Genomic DNA, 26,564 nt, shown 5'->3' on the forward strand with positions numbered 1-26,564 from the left:
CTTCGGGTGGTGTCTCTATCTTACCAAATGCGCTTGAGAGAACGTGATCGGCGGTCAACCTGACTGCTGCTCGCGGAGGAGGTTCCGGGTTCTTTCCAAAGCGCGTTGGGTGCGGTCGAGAACTTTCCGCGCTTTGGCTTGGACTTCTTCAAGGTCCTTCGCCGTCTGGCGCCTCTCACTGAGGAAATCGCGTGGGATTCGTCCGGTCATCCATCCGGCCTAGCACCGCAATGGCACTTCGTGGCCAAGGCGGATAACACAAATCCGGCATGAAGATGAAACAGTTACTTCGACTCGGCTCACGCTCTGGCGAGGCGGGCCGCAAGCCGTGCATAGTTCGGGACTGACACCGTTTCGGCACGCGCCGTCTCCGGGATACCCAAATCGTCGAGAACCGGCGTCAGCTTTGCGCCAAATACAGGCTTCAGGCTTTGCCGCAGCATCTTTCGCCTTTGGGAGAAAGCGGCCTGGGTCACCCGCTCCAGCTCCCGAAGGTGCTCCGGGCGGCCCTCATTCTCGAAGACGAGGACCGAGCTGTCGACTTTCGGCGGCGGGGTGAAGGCCCGGGCCGGGAGGTGGAAGCCCAGCCTTGGACGGCTGGCCGCCTGCGCAATCACCGAGAGGCGCCCATAGGTCTTGCTCCCCGGCTCCGCCAGGATGCGGTCACCGACCTCTTTCTGGAACATCAGCACCATGCGCCGCCAAAAGCGCGGTTCGGCAATCAGCCATTTCACCAGGAGTTCGGTCGAGATATTGTAGGGAAGGTTCGAAGCGATGATTGCGCCTTCGGGCACGAGCGCCGCCTCATCGCTCTGCAACGCGTCGTCCTCGACATAGCTCAGCCGACCGGTCGCGTCATTGAGTGCTTCGAGAACCGGGACGATCCTGCGGTCGCGTTCGATCGCGACGACGCGGGCGCCGGTTTCGAGAAGCGCACGGGTCAGCCCGCCGGGGCCGGGGCCGATCTCGAGGATCGTGTCGTCCTCTTCGGCCTCGCAGAACCCCGCGATTTTCCGGGTCAGGTTGAGATCGAGGAGGAAGTGCTGGCCCAGCCCCTTCTTTGCGGCAAGGCCGTGTTCAGCGATCACGTCGCGAAGGGCGGGCAGGGTTTCAAGCGAGGACACGGCGGCGGCTTTCGGCCATGCGGCTGGCCATCAGGATGGCGTTCAGCGTGCTGTCAGGACGCGCGACGCCCTTGCCCGCAATTGCGAGGCCCGTCCCGTGATCCGGGCTTGTACGGACGATCGGCAGGCCGATGGTGACGTTGACCGCCTGGTGAAAGGCTACGGTCTTGATCGGGATCAGGGCCTGGTCATGGTACATGGCAAGGGCGGCATCGTAGTGCTGGCGCGCCTCCTCGTGAAACATCGTGTCTGCGGGATGGGGCCCGTGGGCGTCGATTCCAGCGTCGCGCAGGGCGGCGATAGCCGGCCCGATCACATCCCTGTCTTCCGTGCCCAGATGGCCATCCTCGCCCGCATGGGGGTTGAGGCCGGCCACAGCGATCCGCGGATGCGCGACACCGAAATCGTGGCGGAGGCTGTTCGCAGTCACCCGCGCGATACGGATGATCGTGTCCGTGCCGAGCTGCTCCGCAACGCTGCGAAGCGGCACGTGGACCGTGACCGGCACGGTGCGGAAGTCGCCGGCAGCCAGCATCATCACCGGTCCGCGAGGCTCTCCCTCCGGCCACGGCGCGCCTTTCGTCAGCGCCCCCAGATACTCCGTATGTCCGGGATAGGGAAAGTTGGCGTCTTGCAGGGCCGATTTCTGGATGGGAAGTGTCACGACGCCTCCGGCTTCTCCGGCGAGAGCGAGTTCGACCGCCCGCCTGATCGACCCGGTCACGGCATCGGCGGTGGCGGGGCTCGGCTTGCCAGCCTCGACGGCCATGAGCGGCGCAGGGTCGATGCCTGAGAGGGGCAGGACGGGCAGGGCCTCTGCAAAGGCCTCCGCCGTGTCGGCCGGACGCTCGATGCTCGCGACGTGGAAATCGAGATGCGCTTCGCGGGTGATCCTTGCCACGCGCGCAGGATCGTCAATCAGGAAGAAAGGGATCCGTCCGCCTGCGGCAGGCTTGCGCAAGGCCTGGTAGCACTTGAGAAGCACCTCGGTCCCAATGCCGGCGGGCTCCCCCATGCTGACTGCGAGAGGAAGCGGGCTTCCGCCAACCATCAGGAGTCCTGCTGCTCGGTGTTTTTGTCCTCGAACAGACGGATCTGCACGTCGCTGTCGCGCTCGACGTCACGCAGGTAGCGGCGCGAGAGCAGTTCGAACTGCTGCGCGGCAAGGCGGTTCTCGATGACGCGGCGGCGGGGCAGGCCCAGCCCCTCGTCCATCTCGCAAACATAGACCATGTGGTAGTAACGCGGCCCTTCGAGCAGCTCCGACAGGTCGCCGCGGCGAAGGTCGAGGATCGCGTTCTGGAACGGCTCGCGGATCTGATCGATCGGGATCATCGGGAACAGCTCGACGCCAACACCTTCACCAAGATCCGTGCTCAGACCGTCTGCATTGCACGCATTGGTGAGGGGCAGGCGGCTGAGGCGTTTCTCGGCCTCCTCACGGGTGTAGAGGTTGCGCGGAGCGGAGGCATAGGCGAGCTCGTAGGACGGATCGCCTTTCTCCGCTGCTTCACGCTTCCCGCGCAGGGCGATCAGCTTGAGCATGTCGCCGTCCTCCGCTTCGAGCGGGGTGGAGACATTGCCTTCGGACAGCTGGCGGACCACGTCGCCCATACCTTCGTCGAGTTCGGCCGCGCGCATCCAGCCGAGGTCACCACCGCGTGCGGCAGACGGGCAGACCGAAAACTGCTGGGCAAGGGCCTGGAACGGGACACCTTGCTGCATCTGCGCAAGCATCTGCATACCGACATTGTAGATCCGGTCGCGCTGCTGCTCGTTCTCGACAGGGAGGCAGATTTCGGAGAGCAGGAACTGTTCCTGCTGCGCCTCCGCCCGCATCTCTTCCAGCATGTCGTCAATCTCACCGTCGGTGATGCTGACGCGGTTCCGGAACCGACCCCGCACGAGGGTCTGCCAAGCGTTATCAGCGCGGATTTTCTCGCGCAGCTTCTCGATGGCGATGCCCGCAGCCGCCAGCTCCCGCGCCAGCGTTTCGATCGAGCCACCGTTCTGGGCCGCGATCTGGGCGAGCTCCTGATCGATCTCGGAGTCGGGAATCTCGACTTCGAAGCGGGCAGCTTCCTGACGCTTCAGTTCTTCCTCGATGAGGTCCCGCAGGGCCTGTTCCTGGAACTGGCGCTCGGCGCCCGGCGGCATCTGGCCACCGGAAGTCACGAGCATCAGACGGACACGCTGCTGCACGTCGAAGGTGGAGATCGGGTGGTCATTGACGGTCGCGGCCACCGCGTCGCCAATCGGCCTTTGCGCCATCGCGCCCGTGAGGGACAGCAATGCCGTCAAACCAGCCAGAAAAAGCGTTCGCAACACGCGCATAGAACCCCGCCAAACCTGATGTAATGCGAGCACCGTTTAGAGCTTCCGCGCCCTCACGGAAAGGCAGAACCCGGTGAAAAGGGGTTAGGGCTGCAAGCTTTCATCCTTAACGAGGACCGCCTTGCCGACAAGCTCGCCCGATTGCATCGCCTGATGGGCCCGGTCAGCTTCGCGCATCGGCAGTTCGAGGGTCACGAGCGGCTTGATCTTGCCGATCTCGATGAGAGGGAAGAGCGCTCCTTCGACAACGGCACGCAGCCTCGCCTTCTCCTCTTTCGAGCGCGCCCGCAGGGTCGAGCCGGTGAGCGTGAGCTGGCGCCGCATGATGTCCATGATGCCTACCTTCGCTTCGATCCCGCCGAGGAATGCGATCGACACATGTCTGCCGCCAGCCTTCAGCATGGCAAGGTTCCTCGGCACATAGTCACCGCCCACCATGTCGAGAACGACATCGCAGCCTCCGAGCGCCGACATCGCCGTCGACCAGTCCTCTTCCTTGTAGTTCCAGACCTTGGTGAAGCCCGCCCGCTCTCCGGCAGCGACCTTCCCGGTGGAGCCGGCGGTGCCGAAGACCTCGATCCCATGCGCCGTGGCGATCGACGCAGCCATGGTCCCGATGCCCGACGTGGCGCCGTGGACGAAGAGCCGCTCGCCCTTCGCCAGCCGACCGGCCTCGAAAGCGTTGGTCCACACGGTGAAAGCCGTTTCCGGGAACGCCGCGGCTTCGACGAAGGTGAAGGCGTCGGGCATGGCCATCACGGTGCCTTCATCGGCCAGGCAGTGGCTGGCATAGCCGCCTCCGGGAACAAGAGCCATGACACGGTCGCCGGGAGCGAACCGCGTGACCTGCTCGCCGATCGCCTCGACGATGCCGGCAACCTCCAGCCCCAGCGCCTGGGAAGCTCCCTCGGGGGGAGGGTAGAGGCCGGCGCGCTGGAGAAGGTCCGGCCGGTTCACCCCTGCCGCTTCGACAGCGATGAGAACCTCGCAGGCTGCCGGAGTCAGGGGACCGGCGTCCCGCCATTCGAGCCGACCGTCATTGCCAACGAAAAAGGCGTGCGGGGACAATAGCTTCTCCTTTGGATGAATCGGATTCTCACCTCTGACTTACAGGTCTTGCAAGCTTTTCATCCCATAAGCGAGGGCCGCGGCAGGGCAGGCCGCCGAAAGGCAGGGGATGGGGCACGAGGGAGACAGTTGGAGGCGCAGTATCGCATGGCGATACCGTGCCGCCGTGTGCGCCGTCGCACTGGTCGTCACCGCTGCTTCGTTCCTCCAGTTCAGGATGATCACCGCGGAGCGGGAACGCGCAGAGTTCATCGCGCTTGCCGCCGAGCAGGCGACGTTGTCCCAGCGGATCGCCTTCCTGGCCGCGAATCTCGATCCCGAGGCCAGTGCGTGCACTGATCCTTTCCTCTGCGCGGAACTCCTCGACGCGGCCGAACGAATGGAGCGCAACCATGCGCTCCTGACGGGCGCAGACCCGGAACGGCATTTTGCGCGCTATGTCCCTGCCGTTGCGCCAATCTATGCGAGCGGGTCCCCGACATTCGCCTCCCAGGTCGAGGCGTTCGCCCAAAGCGCGTGCCGTTTGGCGAGGGATGCGCTGGATGAGGACACGAACCGGCGGGAACTGATCCTCAACATCCGCATGTCAGGCAGCAGCACGATCATGCAGACCCATGCGCTGGTGGTTGAAGTCCTCGAGGCGGAGGCACGTCGCGCCATCAGGGTCGCATCCTATGCAGGTCTTTCCACCTGGGGCCTGGCCATCGCGATCCTGGTCGTGCTGTCGAATAAGGTCTTTGCACCGATGGTTTCGCGCCTGGCGATGGCGCTGAACCAAATGGTAGATGCCCGCAACGACGCCATAGCAGCCGCTGAAAAAGCCGAGCGGGCCAACCGGGCGCGCGCCGAGTTCCTGCGTTCGGCGAGCCATGAGTTGAAGACGCCGCTCAACGCCATCATCGGCCTGAGCGACGTCCTGCGCGAAGAAAAGGACGGCACCGATGTGCTGCTTTCCGAAGTCGCCAACGCGTCCGACCACCTCCTCAGCACCCTGAATACCATGCTCGACACCCACAGGCTGGACGAGGGCGAGCTGGAACTGGCCGACGAGCCGGTCCACCTTGCTGAACACCTGAAGGGCGTGGTGGAGATTCCCGCGCCGAATGTCGCGCGCAAGGGGCTCGATTTCAAAGTCGAGATCGACGTGCCCGACGATCTCGTCACTCGTGGGGATGCCAACCGCCTGCGTCAGGTCTGCCTTAACCTTCTCGACAATGCTGTCCGGTTCACCAAGCAGGGTCACGTCGCCTTCAGCGCCCGCATCGAGAACGAAACGTCCATCGTTCTGGTGATCGAAGATACAGGTATCGGTATCAGCAAGGCGCGGAGATCCTCCGTGTTCACCCGCTACTCCTCACAACCAGAGCACAAGAGCGCCGTCGCCGGCGGGATCGGTCTTGGGCTTTCGCTGACCAAGACGCTGACAGAGCTCATGGGCGGCGAGATCGCCCTGCATACCGAACTCGGCAAGGGAACCCGGTTCGATGTTCGCCTGCCACTCAATGTCGGCGATACCGTCCACGGAGCTTCATGGTGCCGCGAAGCCAACCCGCTGGTCCTCGTGGTGGACGACAACACACCCAATCGCCTCGTCGTCGATGCGATGATGAAGATGCTTGGCGCACGCGGGGTGATGGCCACGAATGGCCGCGAGGCCGTACGAGCCGCCTCGGAAGAGGCGTTCGACCTGATCCTGATGGACATCGCCATGCCCGTCATGGACGGTATCGCCGCGACCAGGGCCATCCGTGCAGGGGAGGGGCCAAACCGGCACACCCCGATTGTCGCTGTGACAGCCCATATTGCGCCCGAGGACGTCCACGGGCTGATCGAAGAAGGATTCCAGGCTGTCATTCACAAGCCGGTTCGCAAGAAAAGGGTGGCGGATATCTTCTCGCAATATCTCAGCGCTACGATCCCAGAAGACGCAACCGCCCGGGACGCCGGATGATGCTTTCCGCCCTGACCCTGCCTCTTGCCTTGATTTTCGCGGCCACGGCTGCCGCCACTGGTCAGGCGCCGCAGGCTTCAATGGCGGTAGAAGAACGCACCCGGCCCACATCCCGCACGCTCGAAGAAGCCTTCAGCATGGCGGCGACCGACCAGGTGTTCGACACGCTGTGTCACTACCAGACTTCGCCGGTGATCGGCACGAGCCGACGGCTTTCCACTTTGCAGATGGAGCGCTGCGCCGCATTCGGCAGGCGCACCCTGGCGGAAATCGATGTCGGCCTCAGCGCTATCGTGCTCGCGCAGTCCCGCCGTGGGCGCGGCCTTTCCCTTGACCTCCGCGATCTCTTCCTCGCCTCGGCGGCTTATGTGCCGGAGGACGACAATTGTATCCTCGTCCCGAACCCCAATGAGAGTTGGCAGGACGTCAATCCGAACCTGCCGGACCGCCCGATCAGGATTTTCGGCCCACCGACCGGCTCAGGCGCCCGCCAGATTTTCGTCGACCGGGCCCTTGCGGAGGGCGCCCGCCAAATCGATTGCCTCGCGGAATTGGAGCGTCGAGACCCCGCTGCGTTCGAGCGTGCCATCATGCCCCGCCGGGATGAAGCTTGGCTGGACGCCGGACAGAACGAGGATGCCGTCGCTGCGGCTCTCCGGGGCGTGCGCGACGCTGTCGGCGTGTTGGGCTTCCCCGGTTTCGAGCGGTCTCACGGCCTGCGAGCATTGAGCCTGGAAGGCGTCGTCCCATCGAGGGGCACGATCCGTTCCAGCGCCTACCCGCTGTCCCACCCGCTCTTTCTCTACGCGGATGCCGAGGCACTCGAAGACCCCTCGGTCCAGCGCCTTGTCCGTGCGCTTTCACCCCAAGGCGTTCCCGGCGGCGTTAAGGTCTACACCGCAGGCGCCCGGTCGGATCAGCAGGCCGACGGGCCGGTGATCCGCAACGGTCGACGCGTCTACACCACACCCTGAAAACTAGGCGCCCAAACCTTTGGCGCAGATGTTGCTCCTGACGCAGCATCGCTCCACACTGGCCCCTGACGAGGCCGGGCCGGAGCACCGTGATGAGATGGCTAGGGTTAAGGGGTCAGGTGTGAACAGCGAACGACTGCATGCGATTCAGAGTGGCGACGGGCAGGGCGGCATCCGGCCGTTCGTCACCTCCAAACTGTTCAACAACCTCTTCGCCAGTGGCATGGAACTGGTCGAAGAGACCGCGCTTTACCTCGACGAGGACGGCAAGCACCAGGCCCGGACGCTGCCGCGCGAAGCCGCACTCGCCTATGCAGGGATGTCGATGCGCCTCACCACCCGGCTGATGCAGATCGCCTCGTGGCTCCTCGTCCTCCGCGCCGTGCGTGATGGCGAGATGCACGAGGACGAAGCCCGGCAGGAGAAGTACCGCATCGGCGCGCCCGAAGGAGGCGCGCTGTCGCGCGGCCTGACCGCAGGGCTGCCCGAGCGGATGATCGCCCTGGTCGAGGATACCGACACGCTCTTTGGAAGGATCACGCGCCTCGACCGCGAGATCTTCGCTCCCGAAGAGGCGCGCGACCTCGACAACGACGCGGCTGGCCAGCTCGCGGCGCTCCGCTCGGCCTTCAACCTGTAGGCGGACAAGTGCCGCCTGCCGCCGCATGGCCAGCGGCCAAGGATCGTGCTTAGACTCCTCGCAACGAGAAAACTCTGGCGAGGAGACACCCCATGACCGACCTCGAGACATTCCGGCAGGAAACGCGCGCGTGGCTGGAAGAGAACTGCCCGCAGTCGATGCGCGGCGACTACACCGCCGATGACGCCTGCTGGGGCGGCAAGAAGTGGGTCTTCAAGTCCGAAGACCAGAAGGTCTGGCTCGAGCGCATGGCGGAGAAGGGCTGGACCGTCCCGACCTGGCCCAAGGAATATGGCGGCGGCGGCCTCACCAAGGAAGAGAACGAGATCCTCCGTGAGGAGATGAAACGCATCAAGGCGTTCCCTCCGCACGAGAATTTCGGCATCTCGATGCTCGGCCCGGCCCTCCTGAAGTTCGGCACCCATGAGCAAAAGGCGAAGTTCCTGCCGCCTATCGCCCGCGGCGAAATCCGCTGGTGCCAGGGTTATTCCGAACCCGGATCAGGATCCGACCTCGCATCGCTGAAGACCAAGGCCGAGGACAAGGGCGACCACTGGCTCGTCAATGGCCAGAAGGTCTGGACCTCCTATGCCGACCAGGCCGACTGGATATTCTGCCTGACGCGGACGGACAATTCCGGGCCTAAGCACCAGGGCATCACTTTCATGCTCTTCTCGATGGAGAGCGAAGGCGTCTCGACCAAGCCGATCAAGCTGATCTCGGGTCGCTCGCCGTTCTGCGAGACTTTCCTCGACGACGTGAAAGTGCCGAAGACCGGCCTCGAGGTCGTCGGCGAGATCGGCGAGGGCTGGCGCGTGGCGACATACCTGCTGACCCATGAGCGCGAGATGATCTCAGGAATGTTCGGCGGTGGCGCGACCCGCTTCATCGGTCAGATCGCCGCGCAGGAACTGGGCACCGACGAGAACGGCGCCATCGAGGACGATATGCTCCGTGCACGGGCCGCGCAGGCAGACCTCGACGGCTGGGCGTTCCTCACGCTGATGAAGTCGATCAAGGACCGGGCCGAGGCGGGGGATTCCCTCGGCGCTATGTCGTCGGCTCTCAAATATTACGGCACGGAGCTCAACAAGCGCCGCTACGAGCTGATGATGGATATTGGCGGCTCGGACGAGCTCGAATGGGAGACCGACCGCAACAAGGACGGCGACCGCGCGCGGAGCTGGCTCCGTACACGGGCCAACTCGATCGAAGGCGGCACCAGCGAGATACAGCTCAACATCATTGCCAAGCGGATCCTTGAACTGCCGAGCTAACCCTCTACCATCGCTGGGGAGGGGCTACTGCGCAGCAGCACCCTCCCCGGCCAGCCAACCCGTTGCGAGGCACGCCGTGAGGAGGTAGCCGCCGGTCGGCGCGTCCCAATCGATCATCTCGCCTGCGCAATAGACGCCGGGCGCATCTTTCAGCATCAGGTGCGGGTTCAGGGCCTCCCATGGCACGCCGCCGCGGGTGGAAATCGCCTCGTCCAGCGGGACCGTTCCGCTCACAGACAGAGGCACGGCTTTCAGCGCGGCGGCGATGGCCGCGTCATCCGTCAGCACCTCCCGCGGCACGCCCTCGCGGAACAGCGCCGCCTTGACCCCGGCGATCTTCACCGCCTTGCGCAGGCGGTTCGACAGGGACTGCTTCGGGTTCTGCCGCGACAGCCTCTCCGCGATCTCCTGGGCGTTCCGATCGGGTACCAGGTCGATCAGCAGGCTGACATCACCCCCAGCCTCATCGACAGCCCGAGAGACCGGATAGATCCCGCCGCTCTCGATTCCCCTCTTTGTGATGACGAACTCGCCCCGGCTCTCCTCGCCATTTGGCGCGGTGATGCGGACATTCTTCACTGGCGCGCCCTCGAAGCGCTCTAGCATATGCTCCGACCACGGCACGAGGAGGCCGACATTCGATGGCCGGAACGGAGCGACCTCGATACCCGCAGAAGCAAAGATCTCCGCCCACGCGCCATCGCTGCCCAACCTGCGCCAGCTCCCGCCTCCCGCAGCGAAGATCACGGCATCGGCTTCGACTGTTTCCACCCCGTCAGGGGTCTCGAAGGTCAGCGCCTTCGCGCCATTCCATCCGGTCAGGCGATGCTTCCGCCAGATCTCGACGCCTTCACCTTCGAGCCGCGCCAGCCACGCGCGAAGGAGGGGCGACGCCTTCATCATCTTCGGGAAGACCCGGCCCGTGGAGCCGACAGTCTCCGCGATCCCGAGACCCGTCATCCATCCGCGCACGGCGTCCGCTCCGCCGAAATCCCGCACGATGTCCGCAATCCGCGCATCGCGGTAGCGCTCGAGGAAGTGCTGCGGCTCCTCCGTATGGGTGATGTTAAGACCGCTCTTCCCGGCCATCAGGAACTTCCGCGCAGGGGAGGGCATCTGGTCATAGACCGCCACCTTCGCGCCGCGCGCATCGGCGGCCTCGGCAGCCATGAGGCCCGCGGGCCCCGCGCCCACGATTGCGATGAAGGGCTTGCTCACGACGCCTCCTCGACCGGCCCGGACAGGTCCCGCCAGTCCGGGTTCTTCTCTTCGATCAGCTTACAGAGCTCCCGCACCGACCAGAGCCGTAGCCGCTTCATCCGGGCGATCGCCGTGTGCCTGTCAGCGAAGGGTTCGGTATGGACAAGGAGCGGCGTCCGCGCCTTCAGCGCGGGATCGATCAGCTCGCGGTGCCTGAAGACGCGCGCATCCACATCCTTGGCCATCGAGATCGAGAACCGCTTTCGCCCGGACTCGGTCAGAACGTAGACCATCCAGGGCCGCACGCCCGGATCGACCTTCACGGCCCGGTCGGCGAGGGGCCTTTCGACCCGGAGGTAATTGCGGCGCCGCTTCTGCATGGCGACGAAAGAGCCGAAGCCGCCCGTGTGCGCAACCCGCGGGTTCCATCGCGTAGCGCGCTGGGGCAATGTGCTGCCAACGATAAACCGATGAGGAAATGCCATGGCCCTGGTCCTGAATGACGAGCAGCAGATGCTGCAGGAGACCGCCCGCGGGTTCGCCCAAGAGAAGTCTCCGATTTCCGAACTGCGCCGCCTGCGTGACGAGGATATCGAGACCGGCTTTCACAAGGCCCTCTGGGAAGAGATGGCGGAACTTGGCCTTGCAGGCATTCTGGTGCCCGAGGAGCATGGCGGGACCGGATTTGGCTATGTCGGTGCAGGCCTCGTGGCGCAGGAGCTCGGCCGGACCCTGGCCGCCAGCCCCTATATCGCGACCTCGATGATGGCCGCCACGGCGCTGAACAAGCTCGGCAGCGATGACCAGAAAGCGGCCCACCTGCCGAAGATCGCGGCTGGCGAGACCGTCTTCGCCATCGCGTCGGACGAGGCGAAAAAGCACAAGCCGCACCACATCTCCATGCGCGCCGAGCGCTCTGGCAACGGCTTCAAGCTTTCTGGCGAGAAGACCTTCGTCGCCGAGGGCTTTGCTGCGGACCAGCTCATCGTCGCGGCGCGGACTGCGGGGTCGGATAACGACAAGGAGGGCATCACCCTCTTCCTCGTCGACGCATCGAAGGCCGAGAAAGAGCGCATGAAGACGATCGACGCCCGAGGATTTGCCCGGATCAGGCTCGACGGTGTCGAGGTCGATGGCGACGCAGTCCTCGGTCAGGTCGACCAGGGCCTCGCGGGCCTCGAGACAATCTTCAATGTCGGGCGCGCAGGGCTCGCATCAGAAATGGTTGGCAACTCCGAAGCCGCCTTCGACATGACCCTCGACTACCTCAAGCAGCGCAAGCAGTTCGGCACCGAGATCGGTCGTTTCCAGGCGCTCCAGCACCGCATGGCTCATCTCTATACGGAGCTTGAGATGGCGAAGGCCGTCGCACATCAGGCGCTCGACGAGCTGGACAACAATCTCGACGCCGCCGGCGCCTCGGTCAGCCTCGCCAAGGCCAAGATCGGGCAGGTGGCCCGCCTCGCCACCAACGAAGCGGTCCAGCTCCACGGCGGCATTGGCATGACTGACGAGTACGACGTCGGCTTCTTCATGAAGCGCGTCCGCGTGGCCAACGAGCTCTTCGGCGATCACGACTTTCACATGACGCGGCTGGCAGAGGTGATGGGCTACTGAAGGCGCGAGGGCAAATCAGGGCTTCCAGCCAGGGATCGGGCCGTACTTGTCATGGCCCGGAGGATACTTGCCCTCGGCGCTCTTCTCCTGGGGCCCAGAAGAGACGAGATCCGTGCCCGGACCTTTATAGCCAGGGATCGGGCCGTATTTGTCATAGCCCGGAGGATAGGCCGGGTCGGAGGCTTGCTTCTTCGGCTCAGCCTCGTCCTCAAAGCGCACCTTCACAGGCGGCTTCTCTTTCAGCTCGAGATCCGGGGCGTTGATGACCATCAGCGGATCGATCTGCGTCCCTGCCAGGCTCATCTCGAAGCCGAAGGTCGCAAGGTCGTTCTCGCCTTTGGAGACCTTGCCGATCTTGCGTCCGGCCTTAACCCACGCCCCACGGGCGACTGACACTTTGGACAGGTTGGAATAGGTCGTGTGCACGCCGCCGCCATGGTCGACGATCACCGTCCGATCCTCGCCGCGCTTGCCGGAAACCTCGATCACCTGGCCACCGCGTGCTGCGACGACCTTGAGCGGCTTCTCCGACGAAAGCAGCAGGCCCTCGCCCAGGGCCTGGCTGTCCGCCGTGCCTTTGACCGGCAGGATATAGGTGTCGTCAGGCTTTGAGATGCACCCGGCCAGGGCGACGAGGCCGATCAGAAGGGTGCTGCGAATGACGGTCATGGCTCTGCCCAGCAAGTGAATTTCCTCACTGCGATAATAGAACAACAGGCTTTCCCGCCCGCTAACCAGAAGCATCGCTTTGTGGACGTTGGGGCAAGGGACTGCTTCAACGGCGGCAACTTTGAAAATGGAGGAAATCCCATGAGAGATGCTGTCATCGTCAGCGCCGCCCGGACCCCGATCGGCAAGGCGTATCGAGGCGCCTTCAACATCACCGGCGCGGTCGAGCTCGCAGGGCACGCGATCAAGCACGCGGTCGAGCGGGCAGGGGTGCCTACGGACAAAATCGACGACTGCGTCATGGGCGAGGCGCTGCAGCTCCGCACCGGCGGCATGAACCTAGGACGGCAGGCAGCCCTCCGGGCCGGGCTCAGCTTCGACGTGCCGGGCATGACGCTGGACCGCCAGTGCGGCTCGGGCATGATGGCCATCGCCACGGCGGCCAAGCAGATCATTGTCGACAACATGGACACGGTGGTCGCTGGCGGCGTCGAGTCGATTTCGATGAACCAGACGCCCGATGCACAGATCATCTTCCCGAACCAGTGGCTCGTGAAAGAGATCCCGGCCACCTACATGGCCATGATCGAGACCGCGGAGATCGTGGCGGAGAAGTGGAACATCTCCCGCGAGCGGCAGGACGAGTACGCCTACCAGTCCCAGATGCGCACCCATGAAGCGCAACAGGCCGGTCACTATGCGGACGAAATCGTCCCGATGACGGCCACGATGGAGAAAAAGGACAAGGCAACCGGTGAGGTCAGCCAGGTCGAAGTCACCCTCGAAAAGGACGAGGGCAACCGTCCGCAGACGACGCTTGAAGGGCTCCAGGGCCTGAAGCCAGTCTTCGCCAACGGCCAGCGCGTGAAGGAAGGCAAGTACATCACCGCCGGCAATGCTTCACAGCTTTCCGACGGCGCAGCCGCGGTCACCATGATGGAAGCAAAGGCCGCCGAGAAAGCGGGCCTCCAGCCCCTCGGCCGCTATGTCGGCATGACCGTCGCAGGCACGGACCCGGCGGAGATGGGCATCGGCCCGATCTATGCCGTGCCGAAAGCGCTCGAGCGTGCGGGCCTCAAGATGGATGACATCGGCCTGTGGGAGCTTAACGAAGCGTTCGCCAGCCAGGTTCTGGCGTGTGCGGACGAGCTAGGCATCCCGATGGACCGCCTGAACGTCGATGGCGGCGCGATCTCCATCGGCCACCCCTATGGCATGTCCGGTGCACGAATGGTCATGCACGCCTTGATCGCCGGCAAGCGCCTCGGTGCCAAATATGTCTGCTGCACGATGTGCGTCGGCGGCGGCCAGGGTGCCGCGGGCATTTTCGAAGTTCTCTGAGACAACGGGGGCCGCTTCCCATCGGGGAGGCGGCTCTATTCCACCCGCCGGATCCGGACCGTCTCGCCGTCCTCGACTGGCATCGATTCCGAGCCCCGCACGACGAGCCGCGCTTCGGTGGGCAGGCCCTCGACATAGAAGCCGCCGCTCGCCGCAGCGACCAGCGTGACCGGCACGGTCTTCAGCTCGCCCGCGGGACCGGAGCCGTCGACAACCCGCGCGATCATGCCCTTGCTCGGATGAAGCATCAGTGCACGGAAGGGGATGAGGGTCGGCATCACCTGTTCCGTGGTGATCTTGATGTCCGCCTCATCACCGACCCGCTTGTCCGTGTTTTCGGGCAGGGCGACCTCGAAGGTCCGGTTGGTCAGGTCCCTCGGGCTTTCTTCGGGATAGACGATCCGCACGGCGCTGGGCGTTTCGACCCCGCCGACCATGACGCGGGCCGTGTCGCCCGCGGCGATGATATCGGCATGGCGCGGCGGCAGGGCCGACATGGCCACGAGCGTGCTGTCATCAATGATCGTCACGCAGGGGCTGCCCTTGCCCAGGACAGTTCCTTTCGCTCCGTTGACGGAGGAAACGACGCCGTCGATCGAATTGAACAGCACCTTCTGCTCGCCGGTCGACGTGTCTTCGAGCAGGCAAAGCTTCTGTCCGCGGGACACCCGATCGCCGGGATTGACGCCCACGGCGAGGACTTTGCTCTCCGTATCGGCGCGCAGGGCGACCCGGCGCTCGGCATCGACGATCCCTTCGACCGTGACATCCCGCTCCTCACTCGTTGTCGAGACGAAGACGATGGAGACAGAAGGATAATACTCCGGCGCAGGTCCGCGCTCAGGCTCGGAGATCAGGATCTCCGAATTGAAAAGGAGAATGAGGCACAGCACCGTCACCGGGGCGAGGCCGATCAGGACCTGGCGCATGGAAACACCGCCTCGGCCAGCCAGCCGCTCCGCAGTCATGGACATAGAAGGCCTCCTTCAGAGCGAGGCCACCTCCGCCGTCGTGGAGCCGGCCTCGGGGAGCTTTTCGGCACCGCCCTCGGCGCGCTCCCAGACCAGCTTTTTGCAGACTGGTCCTAAGCAACCGGAAACAGCGAGCGCATCATCCGAAAGGCGTTGGATTTTCGCGCGGTATGTCCGCCCGTCCTTGGGATTGTAGATGGCGCCCGACCGCCAGACGTCGTCCCGGCGTTCGAACCCATGGAGAAGCGTCACGCCCACCATGTGCCGGCCGCGCAGATGCTCATTGGGATTGTTCTCGTCCCAAGTCATCCCGCCATGCCCGGGATCGACCCAAGCCACCACACCGCAGGGCGTTCCGTCACCGCAGTCGCGGATTTCGATGATCGAGTTCCTGTCCGGGGTGTACCAGAGGCCGTCAACATCGAGGGAGCTCGCCGTCGTGGCCGCGCCCCCTGAGAGGAGGAGTGCCGCCGCAATGCATCCAGAAGCCAACATGGCCCGCCCCGCTCGGTGTCCTGACAGGTTCAGTGTTCCAAGCGAGGATGGCATGGACAAGTGAAAACTGCGGCAATTTGGTGCAACAGGTTCGAACCAATCCGGCACTGGCCCTCGTGGAGTGAAGGCGCTAACCGCGCGCCAGGAAACCGCGAGGACGAGAATGACACCCGTGACCAAAGGCTTTGACGCATCAGGACATCTGCGGCTGGCGGTCCAGAAAAAGGGGCGTCTCGCGGACGATACCTTCGACCTCCTCAAGCGCTGCGGCCTCACCCTCAGCCAGTCGAAGAACCGCCTCTATGCTCGCGTGCAGGAGCTGCCGATCGACATCCTCCTCGTGCGGGACGACGACATTCCCGCTCTCGTGGCCAGCGGTGCCAGCGATCTTGGCATCGTCGGCGGTAATGTCTTCGAGGAAGAGCGGGCAGGCGGCCGCCTGCAGGACCGGGTGCCGATGGTCCAGAAGCTCGGCTTTTCGCGCTGCCGCCTCTGCATCGCCCTGCCCAAAGAGAAGAATTACTCCGGCCCGCGTGACCTCGACGGCATGCGGATCGCTACCAGCTATCCTGCGCTGACAGACAAATGGCTCGCGGACAACGGCGTCGAGGGTGCCGAAAGCGTCGTCATGAACGGCGCCCACGAGATCGCCCCGCGCTTGGGCGTGGCGGATGCCGTCTGCGATATCGTCAGCACGGGTGGTACCCTCGACGCCAATGGCCTCGCAGTGGCCGAAACGATCCTCAATTCCGAAGCCCTCCTCATCGGCGGCAAGCTCAGCGAGGAAAAGGCGAAGATCGCCGAGGCCCTCAAGCTGCGCATCGAAGGCGTGCAGCGCAGCCGTGACGCCAAATACGTGATGATGAACGCGCCGCGCTCGGCCATCGAGAAGATCTCGGCCGTCCTGCCATCAGCGGACAATCCGACGATCCTCGAACTCGCTGGCCGCCCGGACATGGTGGCGGTGCACACTGTCTGCCGCGAAGAAGTCGTCTGGGAAGTCCTCGAAGAGCTCAAACGCCTCGGCGCCAGCGCGATCCTGGTCCTCGACATCGACAAGATGCTGGCGTGAAAAGGTTCGCCTGCCTCACGCGCGGTGGGTGCTCCGGCGGGGCGGGCTGACCGCCCGGCGACCGGTCAGGCGCTTGGGGGCCGCGTTGCGCTTCAGCTCCTGCGAAGGAAGGTCCGCGCGGCGACAGCGAGGACGATGTCGAAGCCGATGCACAGCTCGGCCCAGAACATCGGCGCATGGAAATCCATCACGAAACCCACCGAATCGAACACCGCGTGGGCCGTGAAAGCGGCGAAAAGGATCGCTCCGCTCCCTGACCGATAGCCATAGAGAGCTGCCATGAGGAACAACGCCCCCACGGCGCCGTGCAGCGCAGCCTCGTCAAACGCCAACCGCTCCGCTGAGAAAACCGGATAGAAAAAGGCAATCGCGATCAGCAACGCCGCATAAAAACCCCGGTCGCGATGCATCCCGACGGTCGAGGCAGCCAACAGAAGAACAACGGCCGACACGACGCCGACAAGGATGGGAACGAGGAACATCCGCTAATCCTCTCACCACCATGCAAGCTTGGCCAGAGCCCTCATCCTCAATCTCAGATCGAAGCGCCCAAGGCCGCAAGCGCGGCCCGGCGAAACTTCGCCGCCCCATCGGAGCGCCTGCGGCGCGTGAGATAAAGGAAATGGTGCTGCTGGAGAGAATTGAACTCTCGACCTCTCCCTTACCAAGGGAGTGCTCTACCTCTGAGCTACAGCAGCATCGAAGGCCCGCGTAATGAACGGGGATTTCGCTGACGTCAACGGGTGAAAAGGGCTGTGGAAAACCTCTCGCCTGCGGCCTGTCGGACAGGACATCCCAGACGCCTTGAGAACCGTTCCCGCCCGTGGCATCTCCCGGCGATGGCTGAGACCCCGGAGGAGCGCCCGAAACCCGGCGCCAGGAAAAAGGAATCCAAGGACCTGACCCGCGAGGAAAAGCTCGCCCAGGCCCTGCGCGACAATCTCCGCCGCCGCAAAGCGAAGAAGGACTGACCCTTGGACAAACTCGCCATCATCGGCGGCCGTGAGCTGTATGGTGATCTCAAGATCGCCGGAGCCAAGAATTCCGCCCTCAAGGTCATGGCGGCCTGCCTCCTGACCGACGAGACGCTCGTCCTCGATGAGGTCCCGGATCTCGCCGACGTGCGCCAGCTTCTCGTGCTGCTCGAGAACCACGGCGTGAAGGCCGAGCGGGACGGCCATCGCCTGACCCTCGACGCCGGGGCGATCACCTCGACCGTCGCGCCCTATGAAATCGTCCGGAAGATGCGGGCGAGCTTCAACGTCCTCGGGCCGATCCTGGCGCGGGAAGGGGAGGCGAAGGTCTCGCTGCCCGGTGGCTGCGCGATCGGCGCGCGACCGGTGGACCTCCATCTCGACGCCTTCCGCAAGATGGGCGCGGAGATCGAGCTCGAGGAGGGCTATGTCCTCGCTGGTGCCAAAGGTGGCCTCAAGGGCGCGGAGATCGCGTTTCCGTTCGTTTCTGTCGGCGCCACCGAGCATGTGATGATGGCCGCAACTCTCGCCAAGGGCACGACCATCCTCAGGAACGCCGCCCGTGAACCCGAGATCGTCGATCTTGCCGATTGCCTGCGGGCCATGGGTGCCAAGATCGAAGGCGACGGCACCGATACCATCACCATCCATGGCGTCGACCGCCTATCAGGCGCGACTCATGAGGTTCTTGCGGACCGGATCGAGATGGGCAGCTACGCCATGGCTGTCGGCGCCGTCGGCGGAGAGCTGTTGCTCGAACGCGGCCGCCGCGACCTTCTCGGCTCGGCGGCCAAAGTCCTCGAAGAATGCGGCCTCAAGCTCGAGGATGACCCGCGCGGACTGCGGGTTTCCCGCTGGGGCACGCCGACCGTCTCGCAATCGGTGATCACGGAGCCCTATCCCGGATTCGCCACCGACCTGCAGGCGCAGTTCATGGCGCTGATGGCCAAGGGTTCGGGTACGGCAGAGATCACCGAAACCATCTTCGAGAACCGCTTCATGCATGTGCCCGAGCTTGCGCGCCTCGGTGCGGATATCCACGTGAACGGACGGACCGCCACCGTGCACGGCGTGCCGAAGCTGAAAGGCGCACCAGTGATGGCGACAGACCTGCGTGCGTCGATGAGCCTCGTCATTGCCGCCCTTTGCGCGGAAGGCCAGACGATGATCAGCCGCGTCTACCATCTGGACCGCGGCTTCGAACGGCTCGATGACAAGCTCCGAGGCGTCGGCGCTCTGATCGAGCGTGTGAAGGACGAGGACTGAACAATGGCAGCGTACAAGCCCCTGGCCCTGATGGCTGCGGATGCGGAAGACCTCAAGGCGGTTTCCGCGCTTCTCCAGGACGCAATCGTGAAGCTTGGCGATACTGCGTACCTGCCTGACGAGCGCCGCTTCGTCTTCATGGCCAACCGCTATGTGTGGGAGAAGAAGCCGGGCTTCCTGAGCCCCGGCCTGCGCGTGCGCACCGGCGTGCATTTCGATGACGTGACAGCGGTGAAGGCCCGCGGTGTGCGGATGGAGGCGAAGGAGGCCTTCATAGACATTCTGTGTACAGATTATGACGGCGACGAGAATGGCGGTACCATCACCCTCAACCTTGCGGGCGGCGGCACGATCGCGCTCGACGTCGAAGCCATCAATGTCAACGTGAAGGATGTCTCGCCGCCCTGGCGCGCCGCGCGGCGCCCCAAACACGAGACAGCCTGACATGCGTCGCCTCGATACCACCGAAGAGGGATTCGAAGCGAAGCTCCGCGCGCTGTTGCAGCGGGACGAGGCAGCCGTTGCGGGAATTTCTGACAGCGTGCGGAACATTATCGCCGATGTTCGCGGGGGCGGCGACGCCAAGCTCGTCGAGCTGACCCGGAAGTTAGACCGGACTGATCTCTCCTGTGGCCTCGCTGTCACCGAGCAGGAGGTCGAGCAGGCCATCGCGGCGTGCTCGAAAGAAGCGCTCGACGCCCTCGAAATCGCCGCGCGCCGGATCGAGGCTTACCACGACCGGCAGCGTCCCGAAGATCGGCGCTGGATAGATGACCTTGGCGTGACCCTGGGTTGGCGCTGGACGCCTCTCGACGCGGTCGGCCTTTACGTCCCCGGCGGCACCGCTGCCTATCCCAGCAGTGTGCTGATGAATGCAATCCCTGCGAAGGTCGCGGGCGTCAAGCGCATCGTCATCGTGACACCCGCCCGTGAGGGCAAGCTCAACCCCCTCGTCCTCGCCGCGGCAAAGCGGGCTGGGGTGACGGAGATCTACAAGATCGGCGGCGCGCAGGCCGTTGCCGCGCTGGCCTATGGCACGGAGACGATCAAACCGGTCGACAAGATCGTCGGTCCCGGCAATGCCTATGTCGCCGAAGCCAAAAGGCAGGTCTTCGGCCATGTCGGCATCGACTCGATCGCAGGCCCCTCCGAGATCACGGTCATCGCCGAGGGCGGCATCGAAGCCAGCCACATCGCCGCCGACCTCCTCAGCCAGACCGAGCACGACAAGCTCAGCCAGTCGATCCTCCTGTGCTGTAGCGAAGTCCTCGCCAGTGCCGTGGCCAAGGCCGTCGAGGATCAGCTCGCGGAGCACCCGCGGCGCGAGATCGCCGAAACCGCCTGGCGGGAGCAGGGCGCCATCATCATGTGCGAGGACCTCGCCGACGCGGCCCGTGTCTCGAACATCATCGCGCCCGAGCACCTTGAGCTTTGCGTGCGCGATCCCGAAGCGCTGCTGCCGCTGATCGACCATGCGGGTGCTGTCTTTCTCGGACGCCACACGCCCGAAGCCATCGGCGACTATGTCGGCGGGCCGAGCCACGTGCTGCCGACCAGCCGTGCGGCCCGTTTCAGCTCGGGTCTTTCGGTCCTCGATTTCGTCAAGCGCATGTCGGTCACCGGATGCCCGGAGAAGGCATTCCGTGAGATCGGCCCTGTTGCGGCGACCCTTGCTGAGATCGAGGGCTTGCCGAGCCACGCGGCTTCGGTGACTTTCCGTTTGGAAGAATAGACTAGATCATCCTTCGAGCAGTTCGGGGACGGCATGAAGAACAAGCACCTCAGCAAGGTCGTCCTCGACGAGAAATCGCTGGGCCAGGCCGCCGGCGACATCGACCATGAGCGCAAGGTGGCGATGCACGACCTGTTGCAGGACAACGTCTTCGCCCCGGCCGGCGCCACGCGGGACGGGCCTTACGCCCTCCATCTGTCCGAGCGTGACGGCAGGCTGATCTTCGACATACGAGATGCGAACGGCGAGGAGCTGGTCGCCCATCACCTGTCGCTTGCGCCCCTGCGCCGGACGATCAAGGACTACTTCCTTCTCTGCGAGAACTATTACGACGCCATCCGGGCTGCCCAGCCCGAAAAGCTCGAGACGATCGATATGGCCCGCCGCGCTGTCCACAATGAAGGCACGGAAACGCTGATCGAGCGCCTCGACGGAAAGATCGAAACCAACTTCGAAACCGCGCGCCGCATCTTTACACTCATCTGTTCCCTCGCCATGCGCATGGGCAGGGGGACCGCGTAATGGAACGCTCTGTTCTTTTTGCCTGCAACATGAACTCGGTCCGCTCACCCATGGCTGAAGCCGTCGCGCGGAAGGTCTTGGGTCCGGACTTCAAGGTCGGAAGCTGCGGTGTCTACAAGGGCGCAATCGATCCTTTCGTGCAGGACGCGCTGCGCGAAGAGGGCTACCAGCCCAACGCGACCGAGCCGCGCGAATTCGGCGAGTGCGACACCAACAAGTACGACGTGGTCATCGCCCTGACCCATGAAGCGGCGTCAGAAGCGCGGAAGGTCCACCCGAAGGTCGAGTTCTGGGAGGTCGAGAATCCCACGGACACCCGTGGCAGCGAGTTCGACCTCCGCATGGCCTATGCCCGCCTGCGCGATGATCTCGCGCAGAAAATTCGGGCCCGTTTCCTCGACTAGGCCCGTCGCGGCCGCAACCAGCCTCCTACTGTTGCATATCTGCACCCGCATGACGGGTGTTCGCAGGAATTCTCACCTGTCCGGAGCCTCGAAGGCTCCTTCTTCGCATGCCCAATCATCGCTCTGTTCGAGAGAAAACAACGGCTTGTGCGATATTTCGGCGTTCACGGAAATTTTTCATGTCAGCAACGCAAAAGTTTTGCGTCAGTTACGTGACAATGATATGACACATGAATGACAGCTCAATGACGCGAAGCAACCAAGGGGGTGTCATCGCAGCTTTTCCAGGGCCAACCGCCCACTTTGTCGGAGTCTTATAATGTTGAAATTCAAAACCTTTATTCCCGCCGCCGCGGCCCTCGCCGCTATCGGCTTCATGGCAGCGCCTGCACAGGCCGAGGAACTCGATACGTTCGCGATCGACGTCGTTCTCGAAGAACTCGCCAGCGCCGATGCCGCAGAGGCTTTTGAAAAGCGCTTGTGGATCGCGGCCCGCGAGTATTGCGAAGACAACTACATCGGTTCCGACAGGCGCGCTCTTGAAGGCTGCACGGCGGCTGTCGTCGCCGCCGTGCAGGACCAGATTGCGCAGAACGCCGCCAGCGAAGGTGTGCAGGTCGCCTGGATCGACTGAGCAGGGACAGAGCGACCGACGAAAGGGCAGTCTTTCTGACTGCCCTTTTCTTTGCGTGACTGTCAGCGCAAGGCGACTTGACCGCTGCCCCAGCACAGCGCACATGTCCGCTTCCAAAAGTGACCAAGGGTGCCAATGGCCAAGGAAGAACTGCTCGAGTTTCAGGGAACGGTGGAGGAACTCCTCCCCAACGCGAACTTCCGCGTGAAGCTCGACAATGACCACGAAATCATCGCCCACACCGCGGGCAAGATGCGCAAGAACCGCATCCGCGTCCTCGCGGGTGACAAGGTTCTCGTGGAGATGAGCCCTTACGATCTGACCAAGGGCCGGATCACTTACCGCTTCAAATAGGTCGTGCCCCGGCTTGTTCTCGCCAGCGCGAGCCCGCGTCGTCGCGAGCTGCTGAAGCAGATCGGCTACGTCCCGGACGAGATCTGTCCCGCCGACATCGACGAGACCCCGCTGCCCGGAGAAGAGCCGCGCAGGCTGGCCGAGCGTCTCGCTGTCGAAAAAACCGAAGCCATCCGCGACCGTTTCCCCGGCGACGTCATCCTGACGGCCGATACGGTCGTCGCGCTTGGCCGGCGCCTGCTCGACAAGGCCGAAACCCGCGAATATGCCGAGCAATGCCTGCGCCTGATGTCGGGACGCAGCCACCGGGTCTATACCGGCATGTGCGTCTCCGGCCCGGGGCCTGAGATGCGCAAGCGCGTCGTCGAAGCGCGCGTGAAGGTCCGCAGGCTGACCGATGCCCATATCGAAGCCTATCTCGAAAGCGGCGAGTGGGAGGGGAAGGCCGGGGGCTACGGCATCCAGGGCGCTTTCGCCGCCCACATCGTCAGCGTGACCGGCAGCTACACGGCGATTGTCGGCCTGCCTCTTTACGAAGCCGAGAACTGTCTCGCCGCAGCATTGGGGAAGGGCGCGTGAGCACCTCGATCCTCGTTGAAGAAACACCTTTTGGCGTTCGCGGCCTGCTGATGGATGCGGAGGGCAGGGCCCTGCGCCTCGCCCACCGCTTTGCCACCCGTTCCGGCTACCACGCGGGCGATCTCGTCTGGGCCAGTGCTGGCAAGCGTGACAAGCGCCTCGGCAGCCAGCTTTTCGACCTCGGTGGTGGCATGGAAGCCATGCTGCCGGTGAAAGACCGTCAGTACCCCGAGGGCAAGCTCATCCTCGCCGGTGTCCGCCGCGAAGCGATCGGTGACAAGCGCGTGGTCCTCACCGACAAGCCGTCGCTCCGTCTTCCCGCGGCTGTCCTGCGCGCGGATACGCCGGAGGCCGAGGCCAGGCCTGGCATTCTTGGACAGGAAGACATCCCGAAATCCCTTCGCGAACAACTCGCAAAGCCTGCAAAAGCTCCGGGTCCGGCCGTTCCGGTCCATCCGGCCGTGGCTCTCGTCACGACCCTCGCCCGGCGGGATCTCGACCGTATTGGAACGAGTTCAGGGGCCCTTGCGGCGCAGCTCAAGGCGTTCCTGCCGGACCACATCGACGTTGAGACCATCGACCGGACGGGGGAGGTCATCTCGGAGGCGGAGGACGAGGCTCTCGAACGGGTCGTCGGCCTCGAGGGCGGCGGCAGTCTCGTCATCGACGAGACCGAAGCGCTGACCGCGATCGATGTTGACCTTGGTCATATCGGTGGCCAGTCGCAGAAGGGCGCGGCAGACCATCTTCGCAGGGCCGCCTTTGCCACCCTCGGCCGGGCCATCACCCTGCGCGCACTTGGCGGTCAAGTGGTGCTCGATCTCCCGCGGGCCGCCGTGCGCGTCCCGAAAATGCTCCGTGAGCAACTGACGGCAATCTTGAAGACCAGCGGCCTTGTCAGCATACCCGCGGCGACGAAGGAAGGGCTGGTCTTCCTCCTCTTCGGGCGCGACCGCCGCTCGATTCTCGAAGATTTGACACAGGCGACCGAGCTTGCCAGCGTCCGCGAAGGCCGCGTTTTCGCGCCGGACATGCTCGCATGGCGGGCTTATTGCGCCGCGCATCTCTCGCTCAGCGGGAACCGCACGGCGCGATTTGCTGTCAGCTTGCCAGGACCGGCCCGAAAGGTCTGGGAGAAACAGGGCGCTAGCGAAGCACTGGCAGAGGTGTTCGGCGCCCGCGTGTCGCTGTCCCAAGGCGGGCAGCACACGTTCGACGTGACGGAGGTATGCTGATGACCCCGAAACCGCCTTGTCCCATTTGCGGAAAGCCGATGAGCGGTGCCTACGAACCATTCTGTTCGAAGCGCTGCGCCGATGTCGATCTTAACCGCTGGCTGAGCGATCAGTATGTCGTTTCAGGCTCCGATGACGAAAGCGCCGAGGTTCCCGAACAGGAACCCCAGCCGGTCACAACCCACTAGGCCTCCCAGACAGCAGCCCCGCCGGGCGGGACCATCCGTCCACCGACGGTAAAACCATCTGCAGGCCCCACGCCATCCGGCAGGGACCGCGGCATCTTCGCATAATTGAATGCAAAGCGCTGGCCACGGCCCGTGCGTAGTCGCAAGCCTTCCGGAAGATCCACCACCTCAAGACCGGCGTCGCTCGCTGCCTGCTTCACGACAAAGCGCAGCAAGGCATCATCGGGTAGGGCGGTAAACATCCGCACTCGGCCATGTTGGTAGAGGATTGGCCGACCCTCCGTGTCCTGAAGCGATGGCTCAAGCGCTGTGTCCACCTCGTCACGCCAGACATGCCACGCACCGACCCCTGCGTTGCCACCATGCCCCGGCACCGTCTCGCTCCGCGCCACGGTCAGATGGATGAGCTCGCGCAGCCTGCCCGGTGCCAGCCCTTCGGGCACATTGCCGTTCTCATCCTTCGAACCGCAGCGCGGCCCGACGACAATGCGTGCACCGCTCGCTTTCAGGGCATCGAGCGCTCCCTGCGACACATGAAGAAGAGCAGGGACCAGCACCATGTCGTAGGCTGATAGATCCCTGCCTGGCGCGACCACGTCGACATCGAGACCAAGGCTCCGCGCAGCTGCGTACCATTCCATGCAGATATCGAGGGTGTGCCAACCCGACCCCTGCGGCTGGATCTCCGCCATCCAGAGGCTGTCATAATCGAAGACGAGCGCCACTTTCGCCTCACCTTTGGCGTCAGAGAGCGCAGGCAGGACGTCCCGGACCTCGGCAATCTCCCCATACCCCGCCGCGGGCTGATCGTCCGGGCGCAGAAGGCCCGCGTGGTTCTGCTCCTGCGCGAAGGGCGCCTGCCGCCAGCGGAACGGCGCGGTGAACTCCGCGCCATGCGCCAGCGCTTCGAGGCTCCACAGCTTCAACATGCCGGGCAGGGGGGCAGGGTTATCCGGTGCCCAGTTCACCGGACCCGGCTGCTGCTCGATCACCGCCCACTTGCCGCAACCACGATAAAGGTCATGGTGGAATCCTGCGAAGTCCGGATTGCCCTGACGCAGGTATTCGGCCTTGAAACCATCGGGCTTCCGGCTCTGCGACAGGAACCCCAGCGGGTAGCTGTCCCAGGTCAGGATATCGACCTCAGCACCCAGAGCGAAATGGTCGTAGTCGGTAAAATGCCCCATGGCATTATGCGTGATGAGAGCATCCGGCGCATGCTCGCGAATGATCGCTGCCTGTTCCCTATGGAAACTGATCACCTGGTCCGAGGAGAAACGGTAGAAGTCGAGCCAGTGGCTGGGATTGGCCTCCGTCACCGTCAGGTTCGGCAGCTCGATCTCGTCGAAGCTCCGGTAGAGCATCGACCAGAACACATTGCCCCAGGCCTCGTTCAGTGCACCGATGTCGCCGTACTTGGCCTTGAGCCAGAGCCTGAACGCATCCCGCGCCATCGGTGAATAGCTGCGCACCGTGTCGTGGCAGCCGAACTCATTATCCGTCTGCCACATGCTGACGGTTCCGTTACCCCCATAGCGCTTGGCCAGGACCTCCGTGATCCGACGGCTCTCGCGACGATAATTCCCCGACGAGAAACAATAATGCCGCCGCGAGCCAAAGCCGCGAACCCGGCCATCACGATCATAGGCCAGGACATCAGGCACGCTATCAATCAGCCATTTCGGCGGCGTGGCCGTCGGCGTGCCCAGCATCACCTTGAGCCCGGCATCGCCGAGCGTCCCGATCGCGTCGTCGAGCCAGCCGAACTCGAACTGTCCGGGCTCGGGCTCCATCAGCGCCCACGCGAATTCCCCGATCCGCGCGAAGCCGATCCCAAGCTCCGCCATGCGCTGCGCATCATGCGCCCAGAGGCTCCGCGGCCAATGCTCCGGATAATAACAGACGCCCAGCATCGCGCTCTCCATGCTCTGCGTGAGCCTTTC

General features: G+C 64.2%; 29 protein-coding genes and 1 tRNA gene. 18 read left to right on the top strand and 12 right to left on the bottom strand.

Annotated elements, in window-relative coordinates; translation table 11 throughout:
• Nucleotides 1-299: 299 nt before the first annotated feature.
• The 4 genes from rsmA to IE053_RS12725 all read right to left on the bottom strand — a co-directional run bounded on the left by rsmA (nucleotide 300) and on the right by IE053_RS12725 (nucleotide 4,526).
• On the bottom strand, nucleotides 300-1,124 hold the full coding sequence (gene rsmA, locus IE053_RS12710) for a 16S rRNA (adenine(1518)-N(6)/adenine(1519)-N(6))-dimethyltransferase RsmA (protein ID WP_189576545.1): 825 nt from the start codon (nucleotides 1,122-1,124) through the stop codon (nucleotides 300-302).
• Nucleotides 1,111-2,175: a 4-hydroxythreonine-4-phosphate dehydrogenase PdxA gene (gene pdxA, locus IE053_RS12715; RefSeq protein WP_189576547.1), complete on the bottom strand. Its 1,065-nt coding sequence runs from the start codon at nucleotides 2,173-2,175 to the stop codon at nucleotides 1,111-1,113. Before pdxA ends, rsmA begins: the two co-directional genes overlap by 14 nt.
• Complete coding sequence (locus IE053_RS12720) at nucleotides 2,175-3,458, bottom strand: peptidylprolyl isomerase (protein WP_268249065.1); 1,284 nt, start codon at nucleotides 3,456-3,458, stop codon at nucleotides 2,175-2,177. The genes pdxA and IE053_RS12720 overlap by 1 nt, the downstream gene beginning before the upstream one ends.
• 84 nt (nucleotides 3,459-3,542) lie before the next feature.
• Complete coding sequence (locus IE053_RS12725) at nucleotides 3,543-4,526, bottom strand: NAD(P)H-quinone oxidoreductase (protein ID WP_189576551.1); 984 nt, start codon at nucleotides 4,524-4,526, stop codon at nucleotides 3,543-3,545.
• A 109-nt stretch (nucleotides 4,527-4,635) separates the two neighbouring features.
• On the opposite strand from IE053_RS12725, the gene IE053_RS12730 reads away from it, so the two are divergent.
• From IE053_RS12730 to IE053_RS12745, 4 genes are all read left to right on the top strand, one after another.
• Nucleotides 4,636-6,477 carry an ATP-binding protein gene (locus IE053_RS12730; protein ID WP_189576553.1) on the top strand — a complete coding sequence of 614 codons (1,842 nt, stop codon included), beginning with the start codon at nucleotides 4,636-4,638 and terminating at the stop codon, nucleotides 6,475-6,477.
• On the top strand, nucleotides 6,474-7,451 hold the full coding sequence (locus IE053_RS12735; protein WP_189576555.1) for a PstS family phosphate ABC transporter substrate-binding protein: 978 nt from the start codon (nucleotides 6,474-6,476) through the stop codon (nucleotides 7,449-7,451). The genes IE053_RS12730 and IE053_RS12735 overlap by 4 nt, the downstream gene beginning before the upstream one ends.
• A gap of 121 nt (nucleotides 7,452-7,572) precedes the next feature.
• Entirely contained in the window at nucleotides 7,573-8,091 is a 519-nt protein-coding gene (locus IE053_RS12740) for a DUF1465 family protein (RefSeq protein ID WP_189576557.1), read from the top strand.
• Nucleotides 8,092-8,183: 92 nt separating this feature from the next.
• Nucleotides 8,184-9,368 (top strand): acyl-CoA dehydrogenase family protein, encoded by a 1,185-nt coding sequence (locus tag IE053_RS12745; protein WP_189576559.1) that lies wholly within the window; start codon nucleotides 8,184-8,186, stop codon nucleotides 9,366-9,368.
• A 24-nt stretch (nucleotides 9,369-9,392) separates the two neighbouring features.
• Here IE053_RS12745 and IE053_RS12750 read toward each other — a convergent pair whose 3' ends face one another.
• Entirely contained in the window at nucleotides 9,393-10,586 is a 1,194-nt protein-coding gene (locus tag IE053_RS12750) for a TIGR03862 family flavoprotein (protein WP_229786217.1), read from the bottom strand.
• Complete coding sequence (locus IE053_RS12755) at nucleotides 10,583-11,053, bottom strand: GIY-YIG nuclease family protein (protein WP_189576561.1); 471 nt, start codon at nucleotides 11,051-11,053, stop codon at nucleotides 10,583-10,585. Before IE053_RS12755 ends, IE053_RS12750 begins: the two co-directional genes overlap by 4 nt.
• On the opposite strand from IE053_RS12755, the gene IE053_RS12760 reads away from it, so the two are divergent.
• The gene (locus tag IE053_RS12760) at nucleotides 11,052-12,185 is read left to right on the top strand and encodes an acyl-CoA dehydrogenase family protein (RefSeq protein ID WP_189576563.1); all 1,134 of its coding nucleotides are present in this window, start codon (nucleotides 11,052-11,054) and stop codon (nucleotides 12,183-12,185) included. The genes IE053_RS12755 and IE053_RS12760 overlap by 2 nt on opposite strands.
• Nucleotides 12,186-12,200: 15 nt before the next feature.
• Here IE053_RS12760 and IE053_RS12765 read toward each other — a convergent pair whose 3' ends face one another.
• Nucleotides 12,201-12,869 (bottom strand): M23 family metallopeptidase, encoded by a 669-nt coding sequence (locus IE053_RS12765; protein ID WP_189576564.1) that lies wholly within the window; start codon nucleotides 12,867-12,869, stop codon nucleotides 12,201-12,203.
• Between the two features lie 126 nt (nucleotides 12,870-12,995).
• Between IE053_RS12765 and IE053_RS12770 the strand changes: the two genes are divergently transcribed.
• A complete protein-coding gene (locus IE053_RS12770; protein WP_189576566.1) occupies nucleotides 12,996-14,195 on the top strand; it encodes an acetyl-CoA C-acyltransferase in 1,200 nt (399 codons plus the stop codon).
• Between the two features lie 35 nt (nucleotides 14,196-14,230).
• Here IE053_RS12770 and IE053_RS12775 read toward each other — a convergent pair whose 3' ends face one another.
• A complete protein-coding gene (locus IE053_RS12775; protein ID WP_189576568.1) occupies nucleotides 14,231-15,169 on the bottom strand; it encodes an efflux RND transporter periplasmic adaptor subunit in 939 nt (312 codons plus the stop codon).
• A 12-nt stretch (nucleotides 15,170-15,181) separates the two neighbouring features.
• Nucleotides 15,182-15,661, bottom strand: a complete 480-nt coding sequence (locus IE053_RS12780) for a DUF2147 domain-containing protein (protein ID WP_189576570.1) — start codon at nucleotides 15,659-15,661, stop codon at nucleotides 15,182-15,184.
• A gap of 163 nt (nucleotides 15,662-15,824) precedes the next feature.
• On the opposite strand from IE053_RS12780, the gene hisG reads away from it, so the two are divergent.
• Complete coding sequence (hisG, locus tag IE053_RS12785) at nucleotides 15,825-16,733, top strand: ATP phosphoribosyltransferase (RefSeq protein ID WP_189576572.1); 909 nt, start codon at nucleotides 15,825-15,827, stop codon at nucleotides 16,731-16,733.
• A 92-nt stretch (nucleotides 16,734-16,825) separates the two neighbouring features.
• Here hisG and IE053_RS12790 read toward each other — a convergent pair whose 3' ends face one another.
• Nucleotides 16,826-17,215 carry a hypothetical protein gene (locus IE053_RS12790; RefSeq protein ID WP_189576574.1) on the bottom strand — a complete coding sequence of 130 codons (390 nt, stop codon included), beginning with the start codon at nucleotides 17,213-17,215 and terminating at the stop codon, nucleotides 16,826-16,828.
• A gap of 141 nt (nucleotides 17,216-17,356) precedes the next feature.
• A tRNA-Thr gene (locus tag IE053_RS12795) sits at nucleotides 17,357-17,431 on the bottom strand.
• Between the two features lie 141 nt (nucleotides 17,432-17,572).
• Between IE053_RS12795 and IE053_RS14590 the strand changes: the two genes are divergently transcribed.
• The 11 genes from IE053_RS14590 (at nucleotide 17,573) to yacG (ending at nucleotide 24,621) form a co-directional block, all read left to right on the top strand.
• The gene (locus IE053_RS14590) at nucleotides 17,573-17,704 is read left to right on the top strand and encodes a hypothetical protein (protein WP_268249066.1); all 132 of its coding nucleotides are present in this window, start codon (nucleotides 17,573-17,575) and stop codon (nucleotides 17,702-17,704) included.
• Between the two features lie 3 nt (nucleotides 17,705-17,707).
• Nucleotides 17,708-18,973 (top strand): UDP-N-acetylglucosamine 1-carboxyvinyltransferase, encoded by a 1,266-nt coding sequence (murA, locus tag IE053_RS12800; RefSeq protein ID WP_189576577.1) that lies wholly within the window; start codon nucleotides 17,708-17,710, stop codon nucleotides 18,971-18,973.
• A 3-nt stretch (nucleotides 18,974-18,976) separates the two neighbouring features.
• Nucleotides 18,977-19,417 (top strand): DUF2948 family protein, encoded by a 441-nt coding sequence (locus IE053_RS12805; protein WP_189576579.1) that lies wholly within the window; start codon nucleotides 18,977-18,979, stop codon nucleotides 19,415-19,417.
• Between the two features lies 1 nt (nucleotide 19,418).
• On the top strand, nucleotides 19,419-20,705 hold the full coding sequence (gene hisD / locus IE053_RS12810; RefSeq protein ID WP_189576581.1) for a histidinol dehydrogenase: 1,287 nt from the start codon (nucleotides 19,419-19,421) through the stop codon (nucleotides 20,703-20,705).
• Nucleotides 20,706-20,738: 33 nt separating this feature from the next.
• A complete protein-coding gene (locus IE053_RS12815) occupies nucleotides 20,739-21,227 on the top strand; it encodes a UPF0262 family protein (RefSeq protein WP_189576583.1) in 489 nt (162 codons plus the stop codon).
• Nucleotides 21,227-21,631, top strand: a complete 405-nt coding sequence (locus tag IE053_RS12820) for an arsenate-mycothiol transferase ArsC (protein ID WP_189576585.1) — start codon at nucleotides 21,227-21,229, stop codon at nucleotides 21,629-21,631. The genes IE053_RS12815 and IE053_RS12820 overlap by 1 nt, the downstream gene beginning before the upstream one ends.
• 319 nt (nucleotides 21,632-21,950) lie before the next feature.
• Complete coding sequence (locus IE053_RS12825; protein ID WP_189576587.1) at nucleotides 21,951-22,265, top strand: UrcA family protein; 315 nt, start codon at nucleotides 21,951-21,953, stop codon at nucleotides 22,263-22,265.
• 135 nt (nucleotides 22,266-22,400) lie between these two features.
• A complete protein-coding gene (infA, locus tag IE053_RS12830; RefSeq protein WP_173199280.1) occupies nucleotides 22,401-22,619 on the top strand; it encodes a translation initiation factor IF-1 in 219 nt (72 codons plus the stop codon).
• A 3-nt stretch (nucleotides 22,620-22,622) separates the two neighbouring features.
• Nucleotides 22,623-23,198: a Maf family protein gene (locus IE053_RS12835; protein ID WP_189576589.1), complete on the top strand. Its 576-nt coding sequence runs from the start codon at nucleotides 22,623-22,625 to the stop codon at nucleotides 23,196-23,198.
• Nucleotides 23,195-24,433, top strand: coding sequence for a ribonuclease E/G (locus IE053_RS12840; protein WP_189576591.1), 1,239 nt, complete (start codon nucleotides 23,195-23,197; stop codon nucleotides 24,431-24,433). Before IE053_RS12835 ends, IE053_RS12840 begins: the two co-directional genes overlap by 4 nt.
• Nucleotides 24,433-24,621, top strand: a complete 189-nt coding sequence (yacG, locus tag IE053_RS12845; RefSeq protein ID WP_189576593.1) for a DNA gyrase inhibitor YacG — start codon at nucleotides 24,433-24,435, stop codon at nucleotides 24,619-24,621. The genes IE053_RS12840 and yacG overlap by 1 nt, the downstream gene beginning before the upstream one ends.
• On the opposite strand, the gene IE053_RS12850 is transcribed toward yacG, so the two are convergent.
• Entirely contained in the window at nucleotides 24,618-26,534 is a 1,917-nt protein-coding gene (locus IE053_RS12850; protein WP_189576595.1) for a beta-galactosidase, read from the bottom strand. The two genes, yacG and IE053_RS12850, sit on opposite strands and share 4 nt — an antisense overlap.
• Nucleotides 26,535-26,564: the final 30 nt, after the last annotated feature.

The organism is Parvularcula lutaonensis (assembly GCF_014651915.1).
GTDB classification, from domain to species: Bacteria; Pseudomonadota; Alphaproteobacteria; order Caulobacterales; family Parvularculaceae; genus Parvularcula; species Parvularcula lutaonensis.

Coding starts and splice junctions, on each gene's coding strand:
- IE053_RS12825 (WP_189576587.1), top strand. CDS start 21,951: ATGTTGAAATTCAAAACCTTTATTCCCGCCGCCGCGGCCCTCGCCGCT.
- hisD (WP_189576581.1), top strand. CDS start 19,419: ATGCGTCGCCTCGATACCACCGAAGAGGGATTCGAAGCGAAGCTCCGC.
- infA (WP_173199280.1), top strand. CDS start 22,401: ATGGCCAAGGAAGAACTGCTCGAGTTTCAGGGAACGGTGGAGGAACTC.
- IE053_RS12720 (WP_268249065.1), bottom strand. CDS start 3,458: ATGCGCGTGTTGCGAACGCTTTTTCTGGCTGGTTTGACGGCATTGCTG.
- yacG (WP_189576593.1), top strand. CDS start 24,433: ATGACCCCGAAACCGCCTTGTCCCATTTGCGGAAAGCCGATGAGCGGT.
- IE053_RS12850 (WP_189576595.1), bottom strand. CDS start 26,534: ATGCTGGGCGTCTGTTATTATCCGGAGCATTGGCCGCGGAGCCTCTGG.
- IE053_RS12780 (WP_189576570.1), bottom strand. CDS start 15,661: ATGTTGGCTTCTGGATGCATTGCGGCGGCACTCCTCCTCTCAGGGGGC.
- pdxA (WP_189576547.1), bottom strand. CDS start 2,175: ATGGTTGGCGGAAGCCCGCTTCCTCTCGCAGTCAGCATGGGGGAGCCC.
- IE053_RS12735 (WP_189576555.1), top strand. CDS start 6,474: ATGATGCTTTCCGCCCTGACCCTGCCTCTTGCCTTGATTTTCGCGGCC.
- IE053_RS12760 (WP_189576563.1), top strand. CDS start 11,052: ATGGCCCTGGTCCTGAATGACGAGCAGCAGATGCTGCAGGAGACCGCC.
- IE053_RS12775 (WP_189576568.1), bottom strand. CDS start 15,169: ATGTCCATGACTGCGGAGCGGCTGGCTGGCCGAGGCGGTGTTTCCATG.
- IE053_RS12755 (WP_189576561.1), bottom strand. CDS start 11,053: ATGGCATTTCCTCATCGGTTTATCGTTGGCAGCACATTGCCCCAGCGC.
- IE053_RS12820 (WP_189576585.1), top strand. CDS start 21,227: ATGGAACGCTCTGTTCTTTTTGCCTGCAACATGAACTCGGTCCGCTCA.
- IE053_RS12770 (WP_189576566.1), top strand. CDS start 12,996: ATGAGAGATGCTGTCATCGTCAGCGCCGCCCGGACCCCGATCGGCAAG.
- IE053_RS12730 (WP_189576553.1), top strand. CDS start 4,636: ATGGGGCACGAGGGAGACAGTTGGAGGCGCAGTATCGCATGGCGATAC.
- IE053_RS12815 (WP_189576583.1), top strand. CDS start 20,739: ATGAAGAACAAGCACCTCAGCAAGGTCGTCCTCGACGAGAAATCGCTG.
- IE053_RS14590 (WP_268249066.1), top strand. CDS start 17,573: ATGGCTGAGACCCCGGAGGAGCGCCCGAAACCCGGCGCCAGGAAAAAG.
- IE053_RS12790 (WP_189576574.1), bottom strand. CDS start 17,215: ATGTTCCTCGTTCCCATCCTTGTCGGCGTCGTGTCGGCCGTTGTTCTT.
- hisG (WP_189576572.1), top strand. CDS start 15,825: ATGACACCCGTGACCAAAGGCTTTGACGCATCAGGACATCTGCGGCTG.
- IE053_RS12745 (WP_189576559.1), top strand. CDS start 8,184: ATGACCGACCTCGAGACATTCCGGCAGGAAACGCGCGCGTGGCTGGAA.
- IE053_RS12805 (WP_189576579.1), top strand. CDS start 18,977: ATGGCAGCGTACAAGCCCCTGGCCCTGATGGCTGCGGATGCGGAAGAC.